We start from the raw sequence: 13,011 nt of genomic DNA, 5'->3' as shown, positions 1-13,011 counted from the left end.
CGGTCTCCTCAGCGTTTGGCGTAGGCGTCGGTGGCGGCGATCAGGCGCGCCAGCGTGCCGGGTTCGTCGAAGGCGTGGCCCGCGTCGGGCACGATATGGAATTCGGCCTCGGGCCAGGCGCGGTGCAGGTCCCAGGCGGTGCGCGCGGGGGTGCAGGCGTCGTAGCGGCCCTGCACGATGGTGCCGGGGATGCCGCGCAGCTTGTGGGCGTCGCGGATCAACTGGCCTTCTTCCATGAAGCCGGCGTTGACGAAGTAGTGGTTCTCGATGCGGGCGAAGGCCAGCGCGGCGCGGTCGGCGGCGTGGCTCTGCTGGTGGCGCGGGCTGGGCAGCAGCGTGATGGTGCTGTCTTCCCATTTGCTCCAGGCCTTGGCGGCGCGCAACTGCTCGGCGGGATCATCGCCCGTCAGGCGCTTGTGGTACGCCGCCACCAGGTCGCCGCGCTCGGCTTCGGGGATGGGGGCCAGGTACTCTTCCCAGCGATCGGGGAACAGCCACGACGCGCCTTCCTGGTAGAACCATTGCACTTCGGCGCGGCGCAGCGTGAAAATGCCGCGCACCACCAGTTCGCTGACGTGCCGCGGATGCGTTTCGGCGTAGGCCAGCGCCAGCGTCGAACCCCACGAGCCGCCGAACACCAGCCATTGGTCGGCGCCCATGATTTCGGTGCGCAGGCGTTCGATGTCGGCCACCAGGTGCCAGGTGGTGTTGTTGTCCAGGCCGGCGTGCGGCGTCGAGCGGCCGCAGCCGCGCTGGTCGAACAGCAGCACGTTGTAGCGCTTGGGATCGAAGAGTTGCCGATGCACTGGCGAGCAGCCGCTGCCGGGGCCGCCGTGCAGGAACACGGCGGGCTTGCCCTGCGGGTTGCCGCAGAGTTCCCAGTAGACCTGATGGCCGTCGCCGGTATCCAGGATGCCGTGGCGGTAGGGTTCGATCGCGGGGTAGAGCATCAGGCGACTCGCTTGAAGATCAGGTCCCAGACGCCATGGCCCAATCGCAGGCCGCGCGTCTCGAATTTGGTCAGGGGGCGGTAATCAGGGCGCGGCGCGTAGCCGTCCGTGGTGTTCTTCAGTTGCGGCTCGTTGCCCAGCACGTCGAGCATCTGCACCGCATAGTCTTCCCAGTCGGTGGCGCAATGGATATAGCCGCCCGGCGCGATGCGGCTGGCCAGCAGCGCGATGAACGGCGGCTGGATCAGGCGGCGCTTGTGGTGGCGCTTCTTGGGCCACGGGTCGGGGAAGTAGATGTGCACGCCGGCCAGCGAGTCCGGCGCGATCATGTCGCGCACCACCTCGACCGCGTCGTGCTGGATGATGCGCAGGTTGGGGATGCTGGAATCCTCGATGCGGCGCAGCAGCGAGCCGACGCCGGCGTTGAACACTTCCACGCCCAGGAAGTTGTCGCCGGGACGGGCCAGCGCGATCTTCTCGGTGGTCTCGCCCATGCCGAAGCCGATTTCCAGCACCGTCGGCGCTTCGCGGCCGAAGGCGGCCGCGGGGTCCAGGCGCCTGGCGGCGTAGGGAATCGACCATTTGCCCAGCAGTTGCTCAAGCGCGGCCAACTGGCCCTGGGTGATGTGGCCGCGGCGGTGCACGAAGCTGCGGATGTGGGTGGCGCCCGGGCTGTTGGGGGCGTGCGCGGCGCTGGCCAGCGCGGCTTCGGTCTGGGGGGAAACCGGCGCGGGCGCGTCGGGGTTGCCGGGTGTTGCGGGGGTGTTCACGGGGGGAGTCGCAGAGCTGTTCGTTGTCATAGGCGGGATTGTAGTGGCAGCCCCGCCGGGCTGCAGTCCGCCTTTTGGTTTAAATGGGGACTTATCGCGGACGGTCAGCGGGGGCGGGTGCCCCGGGCCTGCGCGCTATAGTGCAGCCGCGGCGTCCGCCTGGCGCCGCGCGTCCATCATGAATATCGCCCGCATCGACCTCGTCACGCTCTCGCTTTTCGTCTCGGTGGCCCGCCAGGGCAGCATCTCGGCCGGCGCGCGCGCGTCGCACCTGGCGGTGGGGGCGGCCAGCAAGCGGATCTCGGACCTGGAGGCCGCGCTGGACACCCAGCTGCTTTACCGCAACGCGGCCGGCGTCGAGCTGACCGAGGCGGGCCAGGCCTGCCTGGTCCATGCCCTGCGGGTGCTGCAGGAAGTCGAGCAGATGGCGGGCACCCTGTCCGACTATGCCCGGGGCGTGCGCGGGCAGGTGCGCATCGCCGCCAATACCTCGTCGCTGACCCAGTTCCTGCCGGAAGACCTGGCGTCCTTCATGGAAGCGCATCCGGCCGTTCGCATCGACCTGGAAGAGCAGAACAGCAGCGACATCGTCACCGCCGTGCTGGAGAACCGCGCCGACATCGGCGTGTTCGCCGACCGCACCCCGGCGGCGGGCCTGGCCACCGTGCCGTATCGGCTCGACGAACTGGTGCTGATCGTGCCGCAGCGTCATCCGCTGGCGCGCCAGGCCAGCGTGGCGTTCGCCGATACCCTGGCCTACGACTACGTCGGCCTGCCGCCCGCGACCTCGCTGGCCACCCGCCTGGCCGACGAGAGCGGCCGGCTGGGCCGCGACATGCGGCTGCGCATCCAGGTGCGCAGCTTCGACGCCATCTGCCGCATGGTGGCCGCCACGCGCGGGGTCGGCATCCTGCCGCGGCTGGCGGCCGAGCCGCATGCGCGCTCCATGCCGATCCGCCTGATTGCCCTGTCCGACGACTGGGCGCGACGCTGGCTGCTGCTGGGCGTGCGCGATGCCGATGCGCTGCCGGTGGCGGCGCGGCTGCTGCTGGCGCATCTGCGCGGCGCGCAGGACCCGGGCACGGCCTAGAGGCCGGCTCGCACGCAAAAAAGCGCTTGGTGGCGGCCGGCAATCGGTTGGCCTGTCCGGGTTGGCCTGTCCGACCGGGGCGCGGCCGCCGCGCCGGGCTTTCTCGATCCGGGAATGCCCCCTTCCCGAATCGTCCATTCCGCCGCCCCGGGCGATGACGCACACTGCGGGCCATCATCGGTTGGATGCGCCCGGGAGGCGACATGGCAGGGCAGATACTCGCCGGCATACGCGTGCTGGAACTGGGACAACTCATCGCGGGGCCGTTCGCCGCCAAGACGCTGGCGGACTTTGGCGCGCAGGTCGTCAAGATCGAACCGCCCGGGCAGGGCGATCCGCTGCGCAAGTGGCGCCTGCTGCACGAGGGCACCTCGGTGTGGTGGGAGGCGCAGTCGCGCAACAAGCAGTCCGTGTGCGTGGACCTGCGCCAGCCCGAGGGCCAGGACATCGTGCGCCAGCTGGCGGCCGAGGCCGACGTGCTGATCGAGAATTTCCGTCCCGGCACGCTGGAGAAGTGGGGCCTGTCGTGGGAGACGCTGCACGCGTTGAACCCGCGCCTGATCATGCTGCGCATTTCCGGCTATGGCCAGACCGGGCCGAAGGCGCGCGAGCCGGGCTTTGCCGCGATTGGCGAAGCCATGGCAGGCCTGCGCTACCTGAATGGCGAGCCCGGCCGCGCGCCGGTGCGCGCCGGCCTGTCGCTGGGCGACACCATCGCCGGCCTGCATGGCGCGCTGGGCGTGCTGCTGGCGCTGTACCAGCGCGATGCCCGTGGCGGCCAGGGGCAGGTCATCGACGCGGCGCTGTACGAGAGCCTGTTCAACCTCAGCGAGAGCCTGCTGCCGGAGTATTCGGTGTTTGGCGCGGTGCGCGAACCGGCCGGCGCATCGCTGCCCGGCATCGCGCCGTCCAACGCCTATCCGTGCCGCGACGGCTATGTGCTGATCGCGGGCAATGGCGACGCCATCTACACCCGGCTGATGGCGCGCATCGGCCGCGACGACCTGGGCCGCGATCCCGAGCTGGCGCACAACGACGGCCGCGCGCGCCGCGTGGCCGAGATCGACCAGGCCATCGGCGCCTGGACCGCCGAACGCAGCATCGACGAGGTGTTGCAGGCCATGCGCGAAGCCGACGTGCCGTCGGGCCGCATCTATTCGGTGGCTGATATTGCCCACGATCCGCATTATCAGGCGCGCGGCGCCATCACCCGCCTGGAGGCCGCCAGCGGCATCGCGGTGGACATGCCGGCGGTGTTTCCGTGCCTGTCGGCCAACCCGGGCGCGGTGCGCGAGCGCGCGCCGACGCTGGGCGAGCACACCGACGCGGTGCTGGCGGCAGCGGGCCTGAGCCCGGAACAGCGCGAAGCGCTGCGGGCGCGCGGCGTGATCGCATGAACCGCGCCATTTCCCTTAATCCGGCAGCGAGGATGCGCTCATGAACACCGGTTCCCCCGTCCTGGAAATCAACGAGGTCGGCCCGCGCGACGGCTTGCAGATCGAGGCGCGCATGGTGCCGACCGAAGACAAGATCGCCTTCGTCGATGCATTGTCCGATTGCGGCTTTGCCCGCATCGAGGTCACCAGCTTCACCTCGCCCAAGGCCATTCCGGCCCTGGCGGACGCGGGCGCCGTGATGCAGGGCATCCGCCGCCGGCCCGGCGTGATCTATACGGCGCTGGTGCCGAATATCCGCGGCCTGGAGCGGGCGCTGGAAGCCGGCGTCGACGAGATGAACCTGGTCATGTCATGCAGCGAGACGCATAACCGCGCCAACCTGCGCATGACCCGCCAGCAATCGTTCGACGAACTCAGCCAGGTGCTAGCCGCCGCCGCGCGCGCCGGCGCGCCCTGCAATGTGTCGCTGTCGACCGCCTTCGGCTGTCCGTTCGACGGCGACGTGCAGGCGGAACAGGTCTTGGACCTGGCCGCCCGCCTGGTCGATGCCGGCGCCGGTGGCATCACGCTGTGCGACACCACCGGCATGGCCTATCCCAATCAGGTGGGCGAACTGTGCGCCGACGCGGCGCGGCGCCTGCCGGGCGTGGCGCTTACCGTTCACCTGCACAATACGCGCGGCATGGCGCTGGCCAACGCCGTCACCGCCTGGCAGGCCGGCATCACCCGCTTCGACGCCGCCGCCGGCGGCCTGGGCGGCTGCCCGTACGCGCCCGGCGCCAGCGGCAACGTCAACACCGAAGAACTGGTCCACATGTTCGAGTGCATGGGCGTGCGGACAGGCGTGTCGCTCGAATCGCTGCTTGCCATCCTGCGCGGACTTCCGGGGCTGGTCGGCCGCGAGTTGCCCATGGCGTTGTTGCGCGCCGGACCGCGCCTGGCCGCGCATCCGCCGCCCGCGTGGCTGGCGGAGCGGTTCGGGCCGGCCGGCGACGCCGCCTAGGTTTTGCTTCACACCACGCGCCCGGCTCTCGGGCGCTTCATACAAAAACAGCAAGGAGACAACCGCATGACCGCTTTCCGTTCCGTTCCCGTTCTACGCGCCTGCGCCATCGCGCTGGGCCTGGCCGCCGCTGGCGCCGCCCACGCCCAGGCGGATTTTCCCAACCGTCCCGTCACGCTGATCGTGTCGGCCGCGCCCGGCGGCACCACCGACATCGCCGCCCGGCTCATCGCCCAGCCCCTGGGCGCCGCCCTCGGCCAGAGCGTGGTTGTCGAGAACAAGCCCGGCGCCTCCGGCGGCATCGCCGCGCAGGCGGTGGCCCGCGCCAAGCCCGACGGCTACACGCTGTTGCTGCAGTATTCGGGCTTCCAGGTCATCACCCCGCACGTCACGCCGACCTCCGGCTGGGATCCGATCAAGGATTTCGCGCCGGTGGCCAATGTGCTGTCCGCGCCCCAGGTCGTGGTGGTGCGGCCGGACCTGCCGATCAAGTCGCTGAAAGACCTGGTCGCGTACGCCAAGGCCAACCCGGGCAAGCTCAACTACGCCTCGTCCGGCAATGGTTCATTGCAGCAGGTCGCCACCGAACTGCTCAACCAGATGGCGGGCACGCAGATCACCCACATTCCCTACAAGGGCACCGGCCCGGCGCTGAACGACTTGCTGGGCGGCGCCGTCGACATGACCATCACCACGCCGCCGCCGCTGCTCGGCCAGATCGCCGCCGGCAAGCTGCGCGCGCTGGCCGTCACCGGCAACACGCGCCTGGCGTCGCTGCCGGACGTGCCCACCGCCGCCGAGGCCGGCTATCCCGACCTGATCGTCTCGTCCTGGTTCGCCATGTACGCGCCCAGGGACACGCCCGCGCCGGTGGTGGACAAGATCGCCGGTGAAATCCAGAAGATCATGCAGACCGACGCTTTCCGCCAGAAGGCGGCCGAGCAGGGCGCCGAGGCCGAATTCTTGGGGCCGAAGGCGCTGGGCGACTACACCCAGGCCGAGCTGGACCGCTGGGGCAAGGTGGTGAAGGCGGCGGGGATCACGGCGAACTGATGGCGCTGGCCTGGGGCGGAAAAACCCAGGCTATAATTCCTGCCTCTGCTCCGGTCTTGTGCCGGGGCACGACACCCGAGCGGGTGTAGTTCAATGGTAGAACGGCAGCTTCCCAAGCTTCATACGAGGGTTCGATTCCCTTCACCCGCTCCACTGCATCGTTCCAGGGAATTCTGAGGAAGTCCAAGAGGCATCGTAAGTCGTTGATTCTGGTTGAGTTTTCGACACCTCGATGTTCCAGTGGGCTCCACGGAAATCCACCTGAAGCCACGACGTTTATGTCCATTTTTGTGTCCATTTTTGCGGGCACGACGGCTTCCGGATTGTTGCTAGGGCGCTGAGGTCGATGGGTTAAGCATCTGGTTCCTGACTCATGTTCAGGAGCTAGAGCATGGCACTCTCAGACTTGGTGGTCCGCCAAGCCAAAGCCACCGGCAAGGCCTACACACTTCCAGACATCGATGGTCTCTCCCTGGCCGTGACGGCCACGGGCAGCAAGAGCTGGCACTTCCGTTACTACTGGATGAAGGAGCCCAAGCGCATGTCGCTGGGCACCTATCCCGAGGTGTCCCTTCGTGAGGCACGCGCCCTGCGTGACGAGGCGCGCGCCTTGGTGGCCAAGGACATCAACCCGCGCCTTCACCGCAAGCAAAAGCGCGCCGCGGTCAAACTCGCCGGTGAAAACACCTTCGAGGCGATCTACAAGAAGTGGCTTGCCCACCGCGAACTCGGCCTCAAGAAGGGCCGGCAGACCACCCTCTCGATCCTCCCTCGCGTCTTCGCCAAGGATGTGCTGCCCTTGCTGGGCAAGCGCTCGATCTACGACATCAAACGCCCTGACCTGCTGGAAGTGATCGCCAGGATCGAGCGGCGCAAGGCGCTCTCCGTCGCCGAGAAAGTCAGGACGTGGTTCAACCAGATGTTCCGCTACGCGCTGGTGGTCGTGCCGGGCCTGGAGCAGAACCCGGCTTCCGACCTCGACGTGGTGGCGCTGCCGCTGCCCCCGGTGAACCACAACCCGTTCCTGCGCATGGCCGAGTTGCCGAAGCTGTTGCAGCGCCTGCGCAAGTATCGTGGCCGGCTGCAGACCCAGCTCGGTCTGCGGCTGCTGCTATTCACCGGCGTGCGCACGGGCGAGCTGCGCCTGGCGACGCCGGATCAGTTCGACCTCGATCGGGGCCTCTGGATCATCCCGCCCGAGGTCGTGAAGCAGCTCCAGGTGGACATGCGCAGGAAGCGCCAGTTGCCCAAGGACATTCCACCCTACATCGTGCCGCTGTCGGTGCAGGCCATCGAGATCGTCCGGCACCTGCTCGAACAGCTCAAACCGGCCCAGCACTATCTGTTCCGCCACGACAGCGAGTTGAAGAAGCGCATGAGCGAGAACACGCTCAACGGCGCGCTCAAGCGCATGGGCTATCGCGACCTGCTGACCGGGCACGGCATCCGGGGCACGATGTCCACCGCGCTCAACGAGATCGGCTACCCGAAGGTGTGGGTGGACGCGCAACTCTCGCACGTCGATCCCAACAAGGTCAGTGCCACCTACAACCACGCCGAGTACGTCGAGCAGCGGCGGCGGATGATGCAGGATTGGGCCGACCGGCTCGATCTCTTCGAGCAGAACATGGTCGAGGCAGCGAGCATGCCGCTCACCATTCATTTGGAGGGCGTGCCCGTCCTCTCGGATGAGGAAGCCGCGAGTGCGCCACCCAAACCAGCGGCCGCGTCGGCGCCGCTCCTGATCGTGACCAGGCCGGGAGACGCGATGCCACTGGTGTCAGCCGAGACGCATCGGCTGCCCGCAGTGCCGTTGCCGCGTTCCGTCATGGAGGAACCGCTGTCCGACATACAGCGCCAGCGGATGGAACTGGTCGATGTCTTCGAGGCACCACACAACCTGCCAGTCGCCGAGTACGCGAAGATGGCGGGCAAGTCCCGCCGGTGGATCAGCTACGAGATCAAGGCCGGCAACCTGCTGGCGCTGAACCTGGGCAACCGTGGTCAGCGCGTGCCGGATTGGCATCTCGATCCGGTCAAGCACGCGCTGATCCAGGCGGTCCTCAAGCTGACCAGGGGCGCCGACCCTTGGCAGATCTACAACGCGCTCCTGCAGCCGCGCGCGAAGCTGCGCGGCGGCTCGGCTCTGGAAAGCGTCAGTGCCACAAATCTCGACAAGATCATCATGGCGGTGAGCACGACGGTGAAGGAAAGCGAGTGGTCCCCGCAGCAGGTGGCGTTTGCGTAGCGCGCCAGCGCCCAGCAGTGCGCGCCCCTGTCTCAGGACACGGAGCGCGCGCGGCGGGCGAATCTTTCCTGGGGCTCGGTCAAGGACGAGGACGGGCGAAGCAGGTAGGCCATCACGATGATGGGTGCGCCAGCCAATGGCCGCGCGGCGATGCCGCGACGCAGGTAGCAGGTCAGTCTCGCGGCGGGTGCGACGGCAATGCCGTAGCCCGCGGAGACGAGCGTCATCGCCATGTCGAAGGTGCTGACGGTCTGCTCATGGCCCTGCGGTGCATCCTCGACCAGGCCATGCGCCACCGCGCGCCACGGCTCGTCGGCCGTTGACTGCGCGCAGATCAACGGCTGCTTGAGCAGCTCTTGGCGAGGCACTTCACGGTAGGACAGCAGGTGCGAGCGCTTGGCGACGGCGACTGCCAGCGTGTCATGCCACAACGGCTCGCACACCCAGCCTGGCCACTCCCAGGCGGCTGTGGACAGGGCCAAGTCAAAGTTATCGTGCGGCAGTTCCTGCGCCTGCGCTGTGGAACTGCATCCGATCAAGGCGGTGGCGGTCTCTGGCTCTTCGGCGCGCTGCAACGCCAGCAAGTCGGCAAGCGGTGAAGGCACCCACTCGCCGAGCACAGCCACCCGGATTTCAGTGGAGGCATCGCTCGATTTCACGTCCAGTTCCTCCAGGCAGTGAACTCGCGGCGACCGATGAAGTCGCTTCTATTGAGTTAAGTTTAACGTGGTTTATATCGTGTCAATCCTCGACGCTTTTGGCAATGCAAAAGCGTTCGATTCAAAGAGGCCGGCCCACCGGGACAACAACCTACGAAGCGGAACCAGCCATCGCGTTTGGGGCCTCCGTGCGCGAAGAAAGAACCAGTCAAGGCATCGCCCAGGAAACGCTGGCTCATCTGTCAGGAATCGAGCGTTCGCACATGGGAAAGATCGAGCGTGGCGAGCATGTCCCCACGCTCCCCCTCATTCTCAAAATCGCCCGTGCGCTGAAATGCAGTTCTGCCCACTTGATGGCGCTGACTGAAGCCAAGCTGGCAGAGACGGCTCCGCCTAAATCAGCGGACTGAAGCCGGCCCGCGCCGTGGCTCCTTGTCTACCCCTGTTCGTTGTCGTTCTTATTACCGGCGGCTGAATTTTCGCGCTTTACGGCCTCGGTGAGGAGGCGCAGGTATGGATTGTCCGGAGGCATTTCCTGGAACAGCGCTTCGGGAGCGCTCAGCAGGTAGCCGTGCAGTCGCCTGGATTTGCGCGGCCCCGTGACTTCGCAGGTCCAGATATTCAGCCCGCTGGCTTGCTTGCGGTGCAGGCCTAGCTTCTCGAAACGCTTCTGCACCCACTGCCATCCCTCCAGGTTCTCCGGTTTCGCCAGTGCGGCGATTTGCAGATGTTCCTGCGCATAGCGCTGGAAGACGCCGGGGCTCACCAGGTAGGCCGTTCCGGCGACGCTGTGCACCAAGGCTTTGGCGTCGTTGATGATGAGCTTGTGCGTCTGGATGCCCTGACGCAGCCAGGCCATGAAATGCTCGCCGGATGGCTCCGGCCGATCCTGAAATGGCGCGAGGCTTATCTGCGGCAGCACCGTAGGCGCCGGTGGCGAGGCAGGCTCGGGTTCGCTCGGGGCCTCCGGCGCTACGGGTGGGGCCGTGTCACTCAGCAGATCGAGCAGCGCAGCCACGCCGTTGTCGGTGGGCATAGGGACGGTCGGCGCGATGCTTGGTGGCGCCGTATCGGCGCTTTCCAAGCCTGGCGCTTCGGATGCCGGTGCCTGCGGTGTCGGCGCCCCTTGTTCCTCGTCGGCCTGCACGCGACCCGCGAACGGCGCCGGCCGGTCGGCCGCATCCCAGACCATGGCCGGAGACAGTTTCAGGAAGGTGAAGCTGTGCGACCAGCCGGCATCGCTGGTGACGGTGGCCTTCCAGATCGCCTTGCCGTCCGGTGTGGCCAAGGCGATGCCGTGATCCTGCAGCACGTTGAACACCGCCGTGTTGCTGGCCGGGATGCCGTCGATGCCCTGCGACAGCAGATGCGCGCGCAGCTTGTCCGAGACGGTCTTGCTCACCAGCCAGAGCGCGTCCTGGGTCAGCCAGCCATCCGAGGCCTGGGGCTGGTTCAGCTTGAATTCTTCCTTCAGGAGGTAGCGCAGGCCATCGAGCAGCTTGCGCTGCAGTGCGTGCCGGGGCGCTGCCAGGGCCTTGCTCGGATCGCCGCCGAGTTCCTGGGCGACGGATGCCTGGTCCGCCTGCACGACCAGTTCGCCGAGCATGCCGGCGTGCTCGTACTGGCCGGCCAGGACGTACAGCAGCGCGGCCCACAGGTCGGGGTAGTCGGCGAGCCAGTCGAAGATGCCCGGATCGAGCAGCCGGGCGTAGAGCAGCCCGGTGGCGGCGCTGTGCAGCCGGTATTCGCGCTCCCTGCGGTAGCGGAAGCGGTACGGCCGCCGCAGCGGGCCGTGCCAGGGATGCCAGACCGTGCCGTCCGCGTACTCGACGTGCAGGTCGACCGCGATCTTGCCGATGTCGTGCAGCAGCGCAGCATAGGCGGTGCCTGCGGTCCAGGCCTCGGCCTGGGCGGCTTGCGCCTCCGGCGTGGCGCCGGCGGGCAGCAGATGCGACTGCCGCAGCTTGAGCGCGTAGGCGACGATCTCCAGGCCGTGGTCCAGCATGCCGCCCGGATAGGCGTGGTGATGGGCCTCCGACGCGGGGAATTGCTGGACCAGCTCGGCGTAGCGTTCCAGCGGGGCGAGGTACAGCGTGGCGAACTGCCGGCGCGACAGCGAGGTGCGCTGCCAGATGTGTTCCAGCAGCTTCTGCCGGCGCGGCGTCGCCAGCAGCGATGCGGCCGGCTCCGGCCGCATCAGCCCTTTGCCGGGCTCGGCGGGAGGTTTGGGCGGTGGCGCACTGGCGGCAGGTGGCACCCGTTTGCGTTGGAACAGCGAGAGCATGGCGAACCCCAGACGGCGGGCCGGTCGGGAGAGCCTTTTGGCCTTTTCGGGTAGGGCCTTTCCCCTTGGCCCCATTCCCTTGCCCCTTCCCCAGCCCTTTGGCCTTTACGGAAACCTTTGGATATAGGGCAACGACGCCTGCCGAACCACAACCAATGCGGGTTTGGCCCAAGTCGGATTGATGCGGGAAGGCTGGCTGTGCCGCCCCTACGATGGAGCCGTTTCATCGACCGGACGGAGCACCATGCACACCCAGATTGACAAGGTAAGGAAACTTCCTTACCATCCAGGCATTGCCATCAGGAGTGCCGCCATGCCCGAAATCCACGAAGTCGCGACGCTGACCTCCAAGGGTCAGATCACGCTGCCCAAGTCCATCCGGCAAGCGCTGGGCGTGGACACCGGCGGCAAGGTGGCGTTCGACCTGCGCGGCGGCGAAGTCGTCGTGACCCGCGCCGACGCCGACCATGAAGACCCGGCCATCGGCGCCTTCCTGGGGCTGCTGGAAGCGGACATCCGGGCCGGGCGGCACGTCCAGTCCCTGCCGGACGATCTGGCGCGGGCCATGCTGGCCAACGCGCACCACGCGGTGAACCTCGATGAAGACATCGAAGGCGAAGTGGCGCTCTGATGCAGCGGCACGGTTGGACGCTCCTGTTCCACGAGGGCGTGATCGAGCAGTTGCGCAAGCTGCACGCGGCCGCGGAACGGGCCGAACAGAACGACCCGCAGGGGTTCGAGAGCAACGCCAACGTCAAGCTGTTCCGGGCGTTGAGCCAGTTGATCATGGATGTCGTGCCGAGCGATCCTGCGCGCGACGAATTCCGCCAGGGCAACACCTTGGGGCCGGCCTACCGGCACTGGCGGCGCGCAAAGATCGGGAGGCGGTTCCGGCTGTTCTTCCGCTTCGACTCCAAGGCCAAGGCGATCGTGTTCGCCTGGGTCAACGACGAGCAGACCTTGCGGTCGTCGGGCAGCAAGTCCGACCCCTATGCGGTGTTCGAGAAGATGTTGGGACGCGGCAACCCGCCGGACGATTGGGCGGCGCTGGTGGCCGCAAGCCAGGCCGACTGGCGCGCAGCAGACAAGGACTAGACCGCGGTTGAAGAACAGCACAGGTTTCAATCGCGACACGGACAGGGATCACAGCCACACGACAGGATGAACATGAGGTAGCCACCATGAAGACCGCCGCACAGACCACCTTCGCAGAACGCCTCGGCCGGACACTGGGCCGGGCGTGGAGAGGCTGCGCGCGTCTGGATCGGCGGGCGCAGGGCTGGCTGCTCGCGCAGGGATGGGCGCCTGGCATTGCCAAGGCCGCGCTGCTGGCCGTCAAGCTCGCTGCGATCGGTGTCCTGCTCTACACCGCGTTCTGGCTGGCACTGCTGCTTGCGTTCGCGCTGGTCGGCGCCTGGGTAGTCCGCAACGACGATGGGAGCTACGACGAGGAACACAAGCCGGAATGGCGATACGGCCCTGCCGGGTACGGCCTCTACACCCATGACGATTACCGGATCGACCCCCACGATCCAGAAGACGAGCAAGCCTAGAGGC

At 67.5% G+C, this 13,011-nt stretch carries 13 protein-coding genes and 1 tRNA gene; 10 read left to right on the top strand and 4 right to left on the bottom strand.

Features of this window, described 5'->3' with window-relative positions; translation table 11 throughout:
* Nucleotides 1-8: 8 nt before the first annotated feature.
* Nucleotides 9-950 (bottom strand): prolyl aminopeptidase, encoded by a 942-nt coding sequence (pip, locus tag HV742_RS09170; RefSeq protein ID WP_175144854.1) that lies wholly within the window; start codon nt 948-950, stop codon nt 9-11.
* Nucleotides 950-1,720 (bottom strand): tRNA (guanosine(46)-N7)-methyltransferase TrmB, encoded by a 771-nt coding sequence (gene trmB / locus HV742_RS09165; protein ID WP_100504879.1) that lies wholly within the window; start codon nt 1,718-1,720, stop codon nt 950-952. Before trmB ends, pip begins: the two co-directional genes overlap by 1 nt.
* 178 nt (nt 1,721-1,898) lie before the next feature.
* Here trmB and HV742_RS09160 point away from each other — a divergent pair, with 178 nt between their 5' ends.
* The 6 genes from HV742_RS09160 to HV742_RS09135 all read left to right on the top strand — a co-directional run bounded on the left by HV742_RS09160 (nt 1,899) and on the right by HV742_RS09135 (nt 8,511).
* A complete protein-coding gene (locus HV742_RS09160) occupies nt 1,899-2,810 on the top strand; it encodes a LysR family transcriptional regulator (protein WP_059272644.1) in 912 nt (303 codons plus the stop codon).
* A 203-nt stretch (nt 2,811-3,013) separates the two neighbouring features.
* A complete protein-coding gene (locus HV742_RS09155; RefSeq protein WP_049076361.1) occupies nt 3,014-4,207 on the top strand; it encodes a CaiB/BaiF CoA transferase family protein in 1,194 nt (397 codons plus the stop codon).
* A 40-nt stretch (nt 4,208-4,247) separates the two neighbouring features.
* Nucleotides 4,248-5,210 (top strand): hydroxymethylglutaryl-CoA lyase, encoded by a 963-nt coding sequence (locus HV742_RS09150; RefSeq protein WP_063580112.1) that lies wholly within the window; start codon nt 4,248-4,250, stop codon nt 5,208-5,210.
* 66 nt (nt 5,211-5,276) lie between these two features.
* A complete protein-coding gene (locus HV742_RS09145; RefSeq protein ID WP_175144853.1) occupies nt 5,277-6,263 on the top strand; it encodes a Bug family tripartite tricarboxylate transporter substrate binding protein in 987 nt (328 codons plus the stop codon).
* Nucleotides 6,264-6,342: 79 nt separating this feature from the next.
* A tRNA-Gly gene (locus HV742_RS09140) sits at nt 6,343-6,416 on the top strand.
* A 238-nt stretch (nt 6,417-6,654) separates the two neighbouring features.
* Nucleotides 6,655-8,511, top strand: a complete 1,857-nt coding sequence (locus HV742_RS09135; protein ID WP_003454710.1) for a tyrosine-type recombinase/integrase — start codon at nt 6,655-6,657, stop codon at nt 8,509-8,511.
* A 32-nt stretch (nt 8,512-8,543) separates the two neighbouring features.
* Here HV742_RS09135 and HV742_RS09130 read toward each other — a convergent pair whose 3' ends face one another.
* Nucleotides 8,544-9,170, bottom strand: coding sequence for a LysR substrate-binding domain-containing protein (locus HV742_RS09130; RefSeq protein ID WP_003454711.1), 627 nt, complete (start codon nt 9,168-9,170; stop codon nt 8,544-8,546).
* A gap of 104 nt (nt 9,171-9,274) precedes the next feature.
* Between HV742_RS09130 and HV742_RS09125 the strand changes: the two genes are divergently transcribed.
* Nucleotides 9,275-9,580, top strand: a complete 306-nt coding sequence (locus tag HV742_RS09125; protein ID WP_003454714.1) for a helix-turn-helix domain-containing protein — start codon at nt 9,275-9,277, stop codon at nt 9,578-9,580.
* A gap of 26 nt (nt 9,581-9,606) precedes the next feature.
* On the opposite strand, the gene mobH is transcribed toward HV742_RS09125, so the two are convergent.
* On the bottom strand, nt 9,607-11,454 hold the full coding sequence (mobH, locus tag HV742_RS09120; protein WP_031329115.1) for a MobH family relaxase: 1,848 nt from the start codon (nt 11,452-11,454) through the stop codon (nt 9,607-9,609).
* Nucleotides 11,455-11,767: 313 nt separating this feature from the next.
* Between mobH and HV742_RS09115 the strand changes: the two genes are divergently transcribed.
* The 3 genes from HV742_RS09115 to HV742_RS09105 all read left to right on the top strand — a co-directional run bounded on the left by HV742_RS09115 (nt 11,768) and on the right by HV742_RS09105 (nt 13,007).
* Entirely contained in the window at nt 11,768-12,085 is a 318-nt protein-coding gene (locus HV742_RS09115; RefSeq protein ID WP_003454724.1) for a type II toxin-antitoxin system PrlF family antitoxin, read from the top strand.
* Nucleotides 12,085-12,549, top strand: coding sequence for a type II toxin-antitoxin system YhaV family toxin (locus tag HV742_RS09110; RefSeq protein ID WP_003454727.1), 465 nt, complete (start codon nt 12,085-12,087; stop codon nt 12,547-12,549). Before HV742_RS09115 ends, HV742_RS09110 begins: the two co-directional genes overlap by 1 nt.
* Nucleotides 12,550-12,635: 86 nt before the next feature.
* Nucleotides 12,636-13,007, top strand: a complete 372-nt coding sequence (locus tag HV742_RS09105) for a DUF3742 family protein (protein WP_003454730.1) — start codon at nt 12,636-12,638, stop codon at nt 13,005-13,007.
* The last annotated feature ends 4 nt before the right edge of the window (nt 13,008-13,011 follow it).

The sequence above is a fragment of the Achromobacter ruhlandii genome, assembly GCF_902859695.1.
Classification (GTDB): domain Bacteria; phylum Pseudomonadota; class Gammaproteobacteria; order Burkholderiales; family Burkholderiaceae_B; genus Achromobacter; species Achromobacter ruhlandii.
This window is presented reverse-complemented; position numbering and strand designations above follow the sequence as displayed.